Annotated in this window: 14 protein-coding genes; 12 read left to right on the top strand and 2 right to left on the bottom strand. The window is 43.6% G+C overall.

From position 1 onward, the window contains the following. Positions 1 to 68: 68 nt before the first annotated feature. The 5 genes from DRW41_RS15615 (at position 69) to DRW41_RS15595 (ending at position 4,816) form a co-directional block, all read left to right on the top strand. Entirely contained in the window at positions 69 to 1,031 is a 963-nt protein-coding gene (locus DRW41_RS15615; RefSeq protein ID WP_115452945.1) for an ABC transporter permease, read from the top strand. A gap of 15 nt (positions 1,032 to 1,046) precedes the next feature. Then, the gene (gene opp4C / locus DRW41_RS15610; protein ID WP_115452944.1) at positions 1,047 to 1,964 is read left to right on the top strand and encodes an oligopeptide ABC transporter permease; all 918 of its coding nucleotides are present in this window, start codon (positions 1,047 to 1,049) and stop codon (positions 1,962 to 1,964) included. A 14-nt stretch (positions 1,965 to 1,978) separates the two neighbouring features. Beyond that, the gene (locus DRW41_RS15605) at positions 1,979 to 2,980 is read left to right on the top strand and encodes an ABC transporter ATP-binding protein (RefSeq protein ID WP_115452943.1); all 1,002 of its coding nucleotides are present in this window, start codon (positions 1,979 to 1,981) and stop codon (positions 2,978 to 2,980) included. Between the two features lie 5 nt (positions 2,981 to 2,985). Further along, positions 2,986 to 4,005, top strand: a complete 1,020-nt coding sequence (locus tag DRW41_RS15600; RefSeq protein ID WP_115452942.1) for an ABC transporter ATP-binding protein — start codon at positions 2,986 to 2,988, stop codon at positions 4,003 to 4,005. A gap of 82 nt (positions 4,006 to 4,087) precedes the next feature. Beyond that, positions 4,088 to 4,816: a response regulator transcription factor gene (locus DRW41_RS15595; RefSeq protein ID WP_115452941.1), complete on the top strand. Its 729-nt coding sequence runs from the start codon at positions 4,088 to 4,090 to the stop codon at positions 4,814 to 4,816. A gap of 150 nt (positions 4,817 to 4,966) precedes the next feature. On the opposite strand, the gene DRW41_RS15590 is transcribed toward DRW41_RS15595, so the two are convergent. Further along, positions 4,967 to 5,455, bottom strand: a complete 489-nt coding sequence (locus DRW41_RS15590; protein ID WP_115452940.1) for an STAS domain-containing protein — start codon at positions 5,453 to 5,455, stop codon at positions 4,967 to 4,969. A gap of 248 nt (positions 5,456 to 5,703) precedes the next feature. On the opposite strand from DRW41_RS15590, the gene DRW41_RS15585 reads away from it, so the two are divergent. From DRW41_RS15585 to DRW41_RS15560, 6 genes are all read left to right on the top strand, one after another. Next, the gene (locus DRW41_RS15585; protein WP_115452939.1) at positions 5,704 to 7,338 is read left to right on the top strand and encodes a glycoside hydrolase family 13 protein; all 1,635 of its coding nucleotides are present in this window, start codon (positions 5,704 to 5,706) and stop codon (positions 7,336 to 7,338) included. A gap of 74 nt (positions 7,339 to 7,412) precedes the next feature. Then, positions 7,413 to 7,568, top strand: coding sequence for a DUF1540 domain-containing protein (locus tag DRW41_RS15580; protein ID WP_115452938.1), 156 nt, complete (start codon positions 7,413 to 7,415; stop codon positions 7,566 to 7,568). Positions 7,569 to 7,777: 209 nt separating this feature from the next. Further along, on the top strand, positions 7,778 to 9,028 hold the full coding sequence (locus DRW41_RS15575) for an ATP-binding protein (RefSeq protein ID WP_115452937.1): 1,251 nt from the start codon (positions 7,778 to 7,780) through the stop codon (positions 9,026 to 9,028). Between the two features lie 183 nt (positions 9,029 to 9,211). Beyond that, on the top strand, positions 9,212 to 10,894 hold the full coding sequence (locus tag DRW41_RS15570) for a glycoside hydrolase family 13 protein (RefSeq protein WP_115452936.1): 1,683 nt from the start codon (positions 9,212 to 9,214) through the stop codon (positions 10,892 to 10,894). Between the two features lie 195 nt (positions 10,895 to 11,089). Beyond that, positions 11,090 to 11,713, top strand: a complete 624-nt coding sequence (locus DRW41_RS15565) for a GNAT family N-acetyltransferase (protein WP_115452935.1) — start codon at positions 11,090 to 11,092, stop codon at positions 11,711 to 11,713. Between the two features lie 205 nt (positions 11,714 to 11,918). Further along, on the top strand, positions 11,919 to 12,299 hold the full coding sequence (locus DRW41_RS15560; RefSeq protein WP_115452934.1) for a RidA family protein: 381 nt from the start codon (positions 11,919 to 11,921) through the stop codon (positions 12,297 to 12,299). Between the two features lie 48 nt (positions 12,300 to 12,347). Here DRW41_RS15560 and DRW41_RS15555 read toward each other — a convergent pair whose 3' ends face one another. Then, positions 12,348 to 12,878, bottom strand: coding sequence for a hypothetical protein (locus DRW41_RS15555; protein ID WP_115452933.1), 531 nt, complete (start codon positions 12,876 to 12,878; stop codon positions 12,348 to 12,350). A gap of 97 nt (positions 12,879 to 12,975) precedes the next feature. On the opposite strand from DRW41_RS15555, the gene DRW41_RS15550 reads away from it, so the two are divergent. Continuing rightward, entirely contained in the window at positions 12,976 to 13,566 is a 591-nt protein-coding gene (locus DRW41_RS15550) for a vWA domain-containing protein (RefSeq protein WP_115452932.1), read from the top strand. Positions 13,567 to 13,730: the final 164 nt, after the last annotated feature.

Below are 13,730 nucleotides of genomic sequence, written 5' to 3'. Positions count from 1 at the left end.
CTACGGCTCTTATTCTTAAAAGGTTAAATAAATCACCATTCGTGCAATGGAAAGTGGGGGAAGTTTAAATGTGGAAGTATATCATACGGCGTAGTCTCCAAGCTATTCCTCTATTAATCATCATCTCTATAATCACATTCCTTTTAATGACATTGGCTCCCGGGAGCCCTCTAGATATGTACAGAAGCAGTGAAGGTGCGGATGCAGTAGATACTACCGCTATTGAAGCGAAACTGGGTCTGGACCAGCCGCTTTACGTTCAGTATTTTAAATGGATGCAGCTGTTGGTTTTAGAAGGCAATTTAGGCTATTCATTTGAAGATGGCCGTCCTGTTACGGAGAAAATCCTTGAAAGGGTTCCAGCAACTATGCTCCTGATGGGAGTGTCGATTGTAATTTCATTTATTCTTGCCATACCGATCGGGGTTTACTCGGCAGTTAAAAAATACTCTTTATTTGATAACTTTTTCACCACTTTTACCTATGTAGGGGTTGCGGTACCTTCATTCTATTTGGCATTAATGGCGATCTTGGTTTTTTCCTTGAAGCTTGATTTGTTTCCCCCAAGTGACATGATGTCGGTTTATGACCGCTTTGACTTTTTGGACAGGCTGAAGCACCTTGTCCTGCCAGCATCCGTATTGGCGGTTGGATTGATTGCCAACAAATCGCGTTATATGCGGTCAAGTATGCTTGAAGTCATTAAACAGGACTATGTAAGGACGGCAAGGGCAAAAGGTGTGTCGGAAAACAAGGTTATTTACAAGCACGCATTAAGGAATGCCCTTCTTCCCATCATAACAATCCTGGGCTTCCAACTGCCTGCATTATTTGGTGGCTCACTATTTGTTGAAAATATATTTGCGTGGCCGGGGATGGGCCGCCTGGCGGTAAATGCGATTTTTATCCGGGACTATCAGGTAATCATGGGGACAACAATGTTTGCGGGGGTATTGGTTGTAATGGGCAACTTGCTTGCCGACATCCTTTATGCAGTCGTGGACCCGCGCATCCAATATGGAAAGAACTAGAGGAGGTAACCTAAGATGAGTGTCCCAAAGTTGGCCGATAATCAGGAATCATTAATTTTAACTGAATGGCAGGAGCAGGGGAAAATTGAGACCCGCTCAGCTGCCATCTGGAAAAGATTTAAAAAAAATAAATTGGCTGTAACAGGTCTTATCGTTTTTAGCTGTTTGATCCTTTTGGCGATATTCGCCCCATTGGTTGCTCCGCACGACCCTTACATCAATGATTATGAAGCAGCCAACACCGCCCCAAACATAAAACATCCGTTTGGCACAGATAGCCTTGGCGGGGATGTGTTCAGCCGTGCGATTTATGGAACAAGAATATCGCTGACTGTTGCGTTATCTGCGATGGTATTCACATTGTTAATCGGAATTACGTATGGGGCGGTTGCTGGATATTTTGGTGGAGTTGTCGATAACGTAATGATGAGGGTTGTTGATGCCATTCAATCAATTCCATCCCTGTTTTTGCTGCTTATCATTGCATCGATTATCCCCCCTACTATATGGACTACTGTATTTGTTTTAAGTATCGTAGGGTGGACAGGCATGTCACGTATTGTACGTGGTGAGATTTTGACCTTGAAGCAGCGGGATTTTGTCGAAGCAGCCCGCGCCACCGGCGAAGTGAAGCCAAGCATTATCTTCTATCATATCCTACCGAATGCAATTGCACCTATTACAGTAATTGCTACATTGGATATTGCAGGAAATATCCTGGCCGAAGCAGGACTTAGTTTCCTTGGGCTCGGAATACAGGCTCCTACGCCAAGCTGGGGAAATATGCTAACCCAGGCACAGGATCTTTCAACGTTGTTGATGTATCCATGGGTGGCGATTTTCCCAGGGCTATTCATTATTATTGCAGTAATGTCTGTTAACTTTGTCGGAGATGGTTTACGCGATGCTTTAGATCCGCGTAACAAGAACTAGGAGGGAGGACGAGCATGAGTACAACGATAACAGAGAAAAAAACTCTTTTGGAAATTAAGAACTTAAAGACCCATTATTTCACTGAAGATGGTGTTGTCCCGGCTGTGGATGGCGTTGGTTTTAAAATTAAAAAAGGTGAAACGCTGGCGATTGTCGGCGAGTCTGGTTCCGGAAAAAGCCAGACCTCACTGTCCATTATCCGCCTCATTCCCTCCCCACCCGGTAAAATTGTCGCCGGCGAAATCAATTATGATGGGGAAAACCTTTTGGAAAAAACCGAAGATGAGATGCGCCAAATCAGGGGAAATAAAATTTCAATGATTTTTCAGGAGCCAATGACATCGCTAAACCCGGTTTTCCGTGTTGGGGACCAGATTTCCGAGTCGCTTATTTTGCACCAGGGAATGACTCCTAAGCAAGCAATGGAGCAATCTATTAATCTGTTGAAATTGGTTGGGATCCCAGAGGCTGAGCGACGTGTCCAGGCATTCCCGCACGAGTTGAGCGGCGGCATGAGGCAGCGTGTCATGATTGCGATCGCACTGGCTTGCAATCCTGAGCTTTTAATCGCGGATGAACCGACTACCGCACTAGATGTTACGATCCAAAATCAGATTTTGGAATTGATGAAAGACCTTAAGGCCAAGCTTGACACGTCTATTATGCTTATCACCCATGACCTTGGGGTAGTGGCTGAAATGGCGGATCGCGTAGTTGTTATGTATGCAGGGCAAATTGTAGAGCAGGCCGATGTATTCTCAATTTTTGAAAATCCGAAACATCCATATACCGAAGGCCTTCTGAAATCAATGCCGACCCCTGAAAAGAAGCAAGGGAAACTATATGCCATTGATGGAGTTGTGCCCAATCCATTGAATTTGCCGCCTGGCTGCCGCTTTGCGCCTCGCTGTGAATATGCAACAGACCTATGCCGCGCGGAAATGCCGGAAACAGTCGTCATTTCGGAAGAAGAACAAGTACGCTGCTGGAAATATACTAATCGCTGGGAGGCATAAGAAGCATGCTGAATACTATGTTGGAGCGGGAACTAGACACAAATAAAGAGTCTTCAGTCATTCTAAGCGCCCGTGGCGTTACAAAACATTTTCCTATCAAGGGCGGTCTGCTTGGCCGGGTGCAGGGATATGTAAAGGCTGTAGACGGCGTGAGCCTGGATATTTATCGCGGTGAAACACTTGGCCTAGTAGGGGAAAGCGGATGCGGCAAGTCAACCATCGGGCGTGTTATGCTCAATTTGCTTGAGCCAACTGCTGGAAGCGTTGAATTTGAAGGCCAAAATATTTTTGATTTATCAAATGAACAAATGCGCCAGACACGAAAGGATCTGCAGCTGATCTTCCAGGATCCGTATTCCTCGCTCAATCCAAGGCTGAGTGTCGGTGATACGATTGGTCGGGTGCTGAAGATCCACGGCATGAAAGACCCGGCAGAAAGGGAAAAGCGCGTTCAGGAACTAATGGGGATTGTTGGCTTAAGCCCTTACCATATTAGAAGATATCCACATGAATTCAGTGGTGGCCAGAGGCAGAGGATTGGCATTGCGAGAGCCTTGGCCCTAAACCCAAAATTCCTGGTCCTTGACGAAGCTGTTTCCGCATTGGATGTTTCAATCCAGGCTCAGATTATCAACCTTTTGGAAGAACTTCAGAAAGAAATGGACCTTACATATCTTTTCGTTTCCCATGGATTGAATGTTGTGAGGCATATTAGTAAGCGGGTTGGGGTAATGTATTTAGGTAAACTAGTAGAACTGGCGGACGTTGACGAGCTTTTTGATAATCCAAAGCATCCGTATACATTGGCATTGATTTCCGCAAACCCTATTACGAACCCGAGATTAAGAGAACAGAAGAATAGAATTGTCCTTGAAGGGGATGTTCCGAGCCCGATAAACCCTCCTTCAGGCTGCTATTTCCATACACGATGCCCATTTGCCCAGGCCAAGTGCCGGGAAGAAGCACCAGCGCTTGCTAAAACGGATAACGAACATTTTGTTGCTTGCCATTATCCATTATCTTAGGTAATATTTACCGCCATCAAAGCAACTGCTATAATAATAAAAGAGGCCTATCTGCCTTTAGTGCTGTTTGGGGGCGTACTAAATGGAAAAGAAGATTTTAATAATAGAAGAAGATAGTCAGAGATGCGCAAAACTTTTGCAATTTTTCGGATCTTACTTCTCAGTCACCTCCTACAACAATGGTTTGCAGGGTTTAATCAGTGCGATTGAGTGGAGGCCAAACGTCGTCATTATCAATCATTCATTAATAGATGTGAACAGTATCGAACTCTGCCGCCAAATCCGCCAAAAGTTTCAAACGATAATCGTCATTATTGGCAAGCCTTTACCAGAAGACCAAATTATCAAGTACTTTGAAGCCGGCGCGGATGATGTTGTCCTTAACCCAATCAGTTATTCCGTCCTGTTGTGTAAAATCAAAGTTTTGCTTGACCATGTTGCCATGAAGAGGAGCAGCGAGGAAGAAGTAATTCAATTCGGAAAGCTTAAGATGAACCGGAACAACTATAAAGTGTACCACGGGAAAAAGGAATTGAATTTCACGAAAAAGGAATTCGCCATCCTTTGGGCCCTTGCAAAGAAACAGGATGTGGTCGTTACAAGGGAAGAACTCCTTAAAGTTGTCTGGAGCTACGAACATCTGGAGGATGATCGGATGATCGATACGCATCTTAACAGAATCCGTAAGAAACTTAAGCAAAACGAAGTCAACTTGACAATCAAAACAGTGTGGGGAATAGGATATAAACTTCAAAACGAGGAAGTGGATGTAGTAGAATCCATTGGAATACCAGCTGAATCACAAAAGTGAAACCCCTGAAACAGGGGTTTCAGACTGTAGGAAACTCCGATGGAATCGGGTTTTCCTACAGTCTTTTTATTTTCCGTCTCTGGTGCCGCTCAATGCCCCGATTATGTAATACCCGCGTGTTGCGAGCCTTAAACCTATTTTTATAAAAAATTATATTATTTTTGTTAAAGATAATCTTTTTTCTTTCATTAAATATTGAAGGGCTGATTTAAAAGTGGAAAAAGTACGTAATTCTTTAATGAATTGCAATTGCGATTTGGTCAATTCCAAGGCAAAGCCGGGAGAAATGCCCACAACCAAAACCTTGCAGCCGACAAGCCTTAATGAAGAGGTTAAATTAATCAAATAGTGTCCCAAAATAGTAAGGTCAACCAATCCTTCAACACTGATGGCGGTGAAGTCGATAATGGCAGTGTCAATCTCATCTGCGCCCGCATGTTCAAGCAGTTGAGGTATAATTAAGTCGAACCTCGAAACTGAAACTTCGCCAGCAATAGGAATAAGGACAACTCCGGGTATAACCGAGGGAATAATGGGAATTGAAACTTTCCTTACCAAGTTTTCCAATTCCGAAATCCTGTCTGTCAGCCTTTTATTTTCTTCCCGAAGCAATTCCATTTCATTTTTATAATCACTCATAGGAACCTCACGCTATTATATTTGTAGTTCAATGATTCTAGTATATACCGTTTTGGAAAATTAGGAAAATTAAAGAGATTCCTGGGTTTGTGTATTGAAGATTTAGTAGAACTTGTTTAATCCATAAATAAGTGGGTACCAAAAATTGTTGAAGAAAAAAGGAATGTTATTACCGATTCGGATAAAGATGGACGGTTGAAGAGAATACAAAAGTTTTTAATCTTACAAACATAAAAAGGAGGATTGAAATGGAATTTCGTTGGTGGAAAGAAAGCGTTGTTTATCAGGTGTATTGGCGGAGTTTTTATGATACCGATGGGGACGGATACGGCGACCTGCGGGGGGTAACCGAAAAGCTGGACTACATTATGGGCCTTGGCGTTGATGTCATCTGGCTCAATCCATTTTATGCTTCGCCGGATAAGGACAATGGATATGACATTTCCGATTACTATTCCATCATGCCAAAGGCAGGGACAATGCGTGATTTCGAGGAACTCCTTGATGGGGCGCACAGGCGCGGGCTAAAGGTCATTATGGATTTGGTGGTCAACCATACATCGGACCAGCATCCTTGGTTCCTTGAATCAAGGTCCGGAAAGGAAAGCCCGAAGCGGGATTGGTATATTTGGCGGGATGGGGTTGAAGGAGGGGCGCCGAACAATTGGCGCTCGTATTTTTGCCCAACCGCCTGGGAATATGACTCCGCAACAGACCAATTTTATTTTCATTCCTTCGCTGTTGAACAGCCCGATTTGAATTGGCAAAACGAAGAAATGCGTAAGGAAATCTACAAAATGATGCATTATTGGCTTAAAAAGGGTATTGATGGTTTTCGCCTGGACGCCATCGCGCTTTTAGCCAAACAGGAAGGGTTTCCGAATGCGAAGAATCCTGAGGACATCAGCTATTTAACCAATAACCCTGGAGTTCATGATTATCTGCAGGAAATGAACAGGGAAGTATTCAGTCATTATGATATCTTGACCGTTGGAGAAGTGGCGTTTGTTTCCCCGCAAGAGGGGCTGCTGTATGTCGATGAAAAGAGAAAAGAATTAAATACCTTGTTCCATTTTGAAGTATGTGATGAAATGCCGATTTGGGATCTGAAACGGTTTAAGGAAATCCAAAAACGCTGGTACGATGGATTATGGGGAAGAGGCTGGAACTCCCAATTCCTTAATAATCATGACCATACAAGGCTTGTCACCAGATACGGGAATGATGCGGAATACAGAGTTGAATCGGCAAAGCTTTTTGCGGCGATGCTTCACTCTTTGCCAGGCATACATTATATTTATCAAGGCGAGGAAATCGGCATGACTGGCGTGCGATTTGAATCGATTGATGATTACAAAGACATTGCGATGAAAAATAAATACCAGGAATTAGTTGGTGCGGGAATGAATGCTGAACAGGCTCTATCCGTCCTCCAGCCTTTAAGCAGGGATAACAGCCGTACACCAATGCAATGGAACTCTAGTATGAATGCGGGTTTCACAACCGGTCAGCCATGGATACGGGTCAACCCGAATTATAAGGAAATAAATGTGAAAAATGCTTTGAATGATTCCAATTCCATTTTTTATTTTTACAGAAAATTGATAGAGTTAAGAAAGGCTTATAAAGTGTTTGTTTACGGTGATTATCAGTCGCTTCTTGAAAGTGAAGATCAAATGTACGCATTTACCAGGACGTATGAAGGAAAAACACTTCTGTTCGTTTCGAACTTCCGGAAAAGCGTCCATAATGCCGTGCTGCCTAGAGAGTTGAACATTTCAGATGGCCGATTGCTGATTGGCAATTATGAGAGAGATGGCGATGAAGGAAATACGTTGCAGTTGAAGGCGTTTGAGGCGCGGATTTACTTGTTTATGCAGTAGGTCGGGACACCAAAAGATTATCCTTCTTTTAAAAGGGGTAAAGCATTGTAACCTTATTTTAAGGAGGGCTTCCCTTGAAAATAGAAGTGAAATGCAATGTGGAAAACTGCAAGTATTGGGCGGAAGGCGATGAGTGCGTCGCCGACTCAATCTTTGTCATCGGCCAAACTGGCAGGGAGGCTGCCAATGTAGAAGAAACAGCCTGCAAAACTTTTGAAAAGAGGGAATAAAACATTTAAACCAGGAACGATCCTTTTATAGGGATTTCCTGGTTTTTATGTTCATAAAAAAATGAATTCAGTTCTTGGTGCCAAATTTTTTAAAAACCACCAAATTTTTTAAATTTTTAAGTGAGTTAGACAGGAGATGGAATTTTTTTAGAGAATGTAGATTAATATGTAAAAAGGTGCAATTTATTAATGGTTAAGGAGAACAGCCAATGCTTGCGAATATTGGACATGTTTTAAACCAGGTACTCGTTGTCCTGTTTCCGATATGGTTCTACCATTTGTTTTTTCATAAAAACGGAAAAAAGGAAAATGGCCTGAAACCAAGGCTATTGATTGTGCTATCCCTCTCCCTCGTCCTGACGCTTACTTTCTCTGTTAATTATTCCGACAAGCTCATTTACGATTTAAAATTGATTCCAATCATTATTGCATTTTTGTATGGAAATCCTTTAACCGGTTCGATCCTTCTGGTAATCGCTATGGTATACAAGATTTTATTCCAAAATGGCGAGCCTTTGATTACCGTTCTTAATTTTACGATAGCGGGTGTCTTGCTGGCGTTCATCTCAAAGAAATTCAGGGATCACTCTTTAAGATTCAAGGTGATTGCCATCAGCACTGTCCACTGGATTATTACGTTCTCCCGTGAAATATGGCTTATTGTTACTAAGCATACAAATGAAATTGGGCTGGTTTTCATTTTTTCATTTATCGCCTGGCTCACGCTCATGTCTGTTGTTTTTATCTTTGAAAACCTAAAGAAACAGATGGAAATGGAAGAAAAGGTGCACAGGGCGGAAAGGTACAATGTGATTGGCCAGCTGGCCGCTTCCGTTGCCCATGAGGTCCGAAATCCCATGACAGCGGTAAGGGGCTTCCTGCAATTAATGAAAAAAGATGACAATTTGACAGATTCACAGCGAAGATATATTGATATCTCCATTGAAGAATTAAACCATTCCCAGGCTATCCTTTCAGAATACCTATCGCTGGCAAAACCGGCCAACACGGATTTAGGGATACTTGACTTGCAGTATGAACTTCATAAGATTATAGAGCTGATGAAATCCTATACGAACCTTCAAACCATTTCAATCACTTCCTCAATCGAAGAGGGGATTTTCATAAAAGCCGACAGTTCCGAAATCAAACAGGTCTTTGTGAATCTAATAAAAAATAGTATAGAAGCGATTGGGTCCAAAGGAGAAATTAACGTAAAAGCCTGGAAAAAGGGGACTCATATCATTGTAACCATAGAAGATAATGGCGCCGGTATGTCAGAGGAACAGATAAGGTATCTTGGCACGCCCTTTTATTCAACAAAGGATAAAGGGACAGGGGTTGGCCTTTCGGTATCGTATAAAATCATCCACTCCATTAAAGGAACGATTAAAGTGGAAAGCAAGCTGGGGCAAGGGACGAAATTCATAATCCAATTGCCTGCATATCGCGCAAATTAATAATAGATTTAACGTGATGCTGCCGTCCAGGCAGTTTTTTTGTTGAAGTTCAGCGTTCCCCGAACAAGAAGCCGGTTGGGAGGAAAAAACCGGTCTGGAATGGTACAATTTATACGATTGCCAAACACGCAGGAAATTTTAATGAAAATGTAATAGTTAAATACATATAAGTGGGAGGGCGTTATGGAGCAAACGAATTGGTGGAAAAAGAGCGTTGTCTATCAAATCTACCCCAGAAGTTTTTATGATGCTGACGGAGACGGTATTGGCGATATCGCCGGGATTGCCCAAAAACTGGATTACCTGAAGGAGCTTGGAGTTGATGTCATCTGGCTGAGCCCGGTCTATGATTCCCCGAATGACGACAATGGTTACGATATACGCGATTATTACAAAATCATGGATGAATTTGGGACAATGGCCGATTTCGATTTCCTTTTGGCCTCTGCTCATGAGCGCGGGCTCAAAATCATCATGGATCTTGTCGTGAATCATACATCGGATGAACACGAGTGGTTTGTCAGGTCGAAAAGCGGACGGGATAACCCTTATCGTGATTATTATTATTGGCGGGACGGAAAGGAAGGAAGGGAGCCGAATAATTGGGGTTCCATATTCAGCGGGCCAGCCTGGGAATACGATGAGGCGTCCGGACAGTATTATCTGCACCTTTTTTCAAAAAAGCAGCCCGATTTGAATTGGGAACATCCCCCATTGCGCAAAGAGGTTTATAGGATGATGAAGTTTTGGCTCGATAAGGGAATTGACGGATTTCGGATGGATGTTATCAACTTCATTTCCAAAGTGGATGGCCTTCCGGATGGCGCGGTCGAGGAAGGGGCTCTTTATGGGAATGGAAGCCCATATTTCATGAATGGCCTAAGAATCCATGAGTTCCTTCGGGAAATGAATGAAGAGGTACTTTCCAAGTATGATATTTTAACGGTGGGTGAAATGCCAGGGGTTAGGGTCGATCATGCGAAAGCGTATACGGCTCCGGAAAACAAAGAGGTGAATATGATTTTCACCTTTGAGCATATGGGGCTTGACAGCGGACCTGGGGAAAAATGGAACTTAGAGAAATTGGACCTCGTCGACCTTAAGGAGAATTTTGAAAAATGGCAGAAAGGGCTCCATGGAGTCGGATGGAATAGCCTTTATTGGAATAACCATGACCAGCCCCGGATTGTCTCCCGGTTTGGAAATGACAGGGAGCATCGGGTTCTTTCCGCCAAGATGCTAGCGACTTGCCTGCATATGCTTCATGGGACCCCTTATATTTATCAAGGCGAAGAAATCGGCATGACCAATGTACGGTTTGAGTCCATTGATGAGTATAAGGATGTCGAGACGCTGAACATGTACAGGGAAAAGCGGGGCCAAGGCATTCCTCATGAGAAAATCATGGAGTCGATTTATGTGAAGGGCCGTGATAATGCCAGGACACCGATGCAATGGACCAGCGGGCCGAATGGGGGATTCACAGACGGAACCCCTTGGATTGGCGTGAACCCGCGCTATAAGGAAATTAATGTGGAAAAAGCTTTGGAAGATAAGGACTCAATCTTTTATCATTACAAACATCTTATTGGATTGCGGAAGGAACTGGATATTATTACAACCGGAGACTTCAACTTGCTCTACCGCTCCCATCCCGCTCTGTTTGCCTATGAACGCAGGTCTGGGGACGAAAAGCTTGTTGTGCTCTGCAACTTCGGGGATGAAGAAATCGAACTGGATGAAGAGAATCTTATTCACGAGGCAACGGGTGCGGAAGTAATTGTCCAAAATTACAAAGAGGTCCAGTTGGAACAATCCAGGCTTGTCCTAAGGCCGTATGAAACGGTTGTTTTTTTAAAAAAATAATGAAAAGGCAGCTGCCAGTGCCCTTGATGCCAAACGCAAAAACATTGTGGGAGTGACCCCGATGATAGAACTGTCACACCTTAATTAATATATTTATAGATGGGGCCCTTTTAAGAGGCTCCATTTTTTGAGGTATTTATATTTGGATGATAGATAGAATTTTAAGAGAGGGGGAGATGAGCGATCGACAGCAAAATGAACGAAATTAAGTTGATAGAAGGTAACCTGGATGATCTTCGCCTTATATACGGGCTGTTTCAACGCGATTTTGCTCCGGAGGAACTGAAGGACTTTGGCCAGCTTGAACGCCTGGTTGCTATGGGGAAATATAAATTACTTCTTGCTTACCATAAACATTTTGAGGAGTTAATTGGATATTCATGCATATATGAGATTGAAGAAATCAATGCCCTTTGGCTTGATTACATAGCTGTGGATATAAAATTCCGAAATTCGGGCTATGGGTCGGCCCTTTTTAATTCCATTGCTAGTTACAAACAGGAGGATGACTTTCTCGGTGTTTTTCTCGAGGTTGAAATTCCCGGGGAAGAGGACGAGGCGGAACAGGAAATTCAAAAAAGGAGAATACGGTTTTATGAGAAAAACGGAGCAGCAAGAGTTGGGATCGATTATGAGCTCCCAACAAAAGATGGTTCCCTCCCGATGTACCTCTACTTCAGGGCAGTTGGAAATCAAAGCATGCTGACAGAAGCGAAAATAAGACAAGCCATTACATCCGCCATGGCTTACATCCACACTGACATACCCCATACAAACGATATAATAAGGAAAGTAGTAAAAACTATAAAACAGGGATGAAAAAAAGAAGCTATCAACGGGCACGGTGCCAAGGGTGACAGGGAAGGTCCCGCTTCGCTGCTTGACGCCTTTTTGTTTCCCGACGTGGCAAAAGCATGAAATCTTCGCCCCCTTTGGAGGAAAAGGGCAAGCTATCTCGAACTAATTAAAAGTGGAATGGTGTCTTGAACCAAGAAAGTACACAATCGGAAAGGGAGATGGTTTAATGGCGAGGAAGGTATATGAATCAAAGGATGCGAAGGCGGTTGGGCCTTATTCCCACGCGGTGGACGCCGGTGAGCTGGTTTATTTATCCGGCCAGACGCCGATAGACCCAGCGACCGGGGAATTGTCTTCAGGAGGCATCGGGGAGCAGACGAAGCAGTGCTTCGCGAATCTGTTCTCCGTACTTGAAGCCGCCGGGCTGACGCCGGATGATGTAATAAAAGTAAATGTCTATTTGACGGACATGGATAATTTTTCAGAAATGAATGATGTTTATAAAACGCAGTTTTCCGAGCCTTTCCCCGCGAGGACGACAGTCGCCATATTGGCGCTGCCGCTGGGGGCCGAAGTGGAAATTGAAATGATTGCGAAGAGGCGTTAATTTCACATAATACAAAAATCCAGGGGGCATATTTCCCTGGATTTCTTTTTAAACCATGGACCCACCTAGCGGTTTGAGGCTGAAATATACCAAAGCCTCGTTCACCTGATGAATATCAAAAATCCTTTTTTCAATGCAAAATTGAATCACGAGGTCGGAAGTATCACTGTCCGACAGGGAATAGCCGGCGGAGCTTAACAGCTTGCCGGTTTCTTTTTTATCAAGTTCCAACGCCAGCGCGAGCGCGATTACCGTATTTTTACCTGGTCGGTAGTCCGTATTGGAACGGATTTTTGAAAAGTGGCGGCGGTCAACCTGTGCTTTTTTATAAATTTCGGCATCGGTGGCCCCTTTCCTGTCAATGAAGCTGAAAAGGACTTCCCTCAGGACAGGCTGCCGTTTCTCTTTGATAAACTCATCAATCTCGATGGGCGAGATGCTTTCCAAGATCCCATCCCGTTTAAAGATTTCATCACGATTAAAGATTTCATGACTGCTATTGGCTTCTTCTAAAAATCGTATTTCCATGTGGTCATTTATATAATTCTGTAATTCTATAAAAAACGTTTGATCGAGCATCCTGGCCGACCTCCATATTTGTCGCCCCGCAGGCGACCAAATGATTGGCTTATCAAGTTATTATTATACCAATTAAACCAAAGGAGTTGACGGAAGAATGAATAAAGATTTAACAGAAATTATTTTTCTTCTTGACCGGAGCGGTTCAATGGCCGGGCTTGAGCAGGATACGATTGGCGGTTTTAATTCCTTCTTGAAAAGGCAAACAACCCTTGAAGGGGAAACGGTTGTATCGACGGTCCTGTTTGACGATAAGTATGAACTAGTGTGGGAAGGAATCAACGCGAAGAGCGCCGTGCTAACGGAAAAAGAATATTTTGTGAGAGGGTCGACCGCTCTCCTTGACGCGGTAGGAAGGGCAATTGTCGATGTCGGCTGCAGATTATCAAAATCGGAGGAGAACCGGCGGCCAGGAAAAGTTATTTTTGTCATCACCACAGATGGGATGGAAAATGCTAGCCGGGAATTCACCTATGAAAAAGTAAAAGAGCTTATCCGGCACCAACAGGAAAAATACAGCTGGGAGTTCATCTTCATGGGAGCGAACATCGATGCGGCACAGGAGGCGGGCAATCTTGGCATCCAGCCAACACACGCTTATCGTTTCGAGGCATCCCATACAGGAGTTGAACGAATGTATGAAATGGCTGCGGAAGCCGTTTCGGAGGCGAGAAGAAATAGAATCTGAAAGTAAACTAAAGACTATAAAGCAAACGTAAAACGGTGTCTTGTTTAGGCGGAAAATACTGAACAGTTTTGGAGCGGCCAGCCATGGCCGCTCCTTTTAATAATGGTCTAATCTATTCGACAAAAACCGGATGGTGACAGGCACTGTTCGTATTTCGACAAAAT

Source organism: Neobacillus piezotolerans, from assembly GCF_003362805.1.
Taxonomy (GTDB): domain Bacteria; phylum Bacillota; class Bacilli; order Bacillales; family Cytobacillaceae; genus Bacillus_D; species Bacillus_D piezotolerans.
This window is presented reverse-complemented; position numbering and strand designations above follow the sequence as displayed.

Excerpts from the sequence above, each read along its gene's own strand:
- DRW41_RS15575 (WP_115452937.1), top strand. The coding sequence starts at position 7,778 with ATGCTTGCGAATATTGGACATGTTTTAAACCAGGTACTCGTTGTCCTG.
- DRW41_RS15600 (WP_115452942.1), top strand. The coding sequence starts at position 2,986 with ATGCTGAATACTATGTTGGAGCGGGAACTAGACACAAATAAAGAGTCT.
- DRW41_RS15570 (WP_115452936.1), top strand. The coding sequence starts at position 9,212 with ATGGAGCAAACGAATTGGTGGAAAAAGAGCGTTGTCTATCAAATCTAC.
- DRW41_RS15550 (WP_115452932.1), top strand. The coding sequence starts at position 12,976 with ATGAATAAAGATTTAACAGAAATTATTTTTCTTCTTGACCGGAGCGGT.
- DRW41_RS15565 (WP_115452935.1), top strand. The coding sequence starts at position 11,090 with ATGAACGAAATTAAGTTGATAGAAGGTAACCTGGATGATCTTCGCCTT.
- DRW41_RS15595 (WP_115452941.1), top strand. The coding sequence starts at position 4,088 with ATGGAAAAGAAGATTTTAATAATAGAAGAAGATAGTCAGAGATGCGCA.
- opp4C (WP_115452944.1), top strand. The coding sequence starts at position 1,047 with ATGAGTGTCCCAAAGTTGGCCGATAATCAGGAATCATTAATTTTAACT.
- DRW41_RS15590 (WP_115452940.1), bottom strand. The coding sequence starts at position 5,455 with ATGAGTGATTATAAAAATGAAATGGAATTGCTTCGGGAAGAAAATAAA.
- DRW41_RS15560 (WP_115452934.1), top strand. The coding sequence starts at position 11,919 with ATGGCGAGGAAGGTATATGAATCAAAGGATGCGAAGGCGGTTGGGCCT.
- DRW41_RS15605 (WP_115452943.1), top strand. The coding sequence starts at position 1,979 with ATGAGTACAACGATAACAGAGAAAAAAACTCTTTTGGAAATTAAGAAC.
- DRW41_RS15585 (WP_115452939.1), top strand. The coding sequence starts at position 5,704 with ATGGAATTTCGTTGGTGGAAAGAAAGCGTTGTTTATCAGGTGTATTGG.
- DRW41_RS15615 (WP_115452945.1), top strand. The coding sequence starts at position 69 with ATGTGGAAGTATATCATACGGCGTAGTCTCCAAGCTATTCCTCTATTA.
- DRW41_RS15555 (WP_115452933.1), bottom strand. The coding sequence starts at position 12,878 with ATGCTCGATCAAACGTTTTTTATAGAATTACAGAATTATATAAATGAC.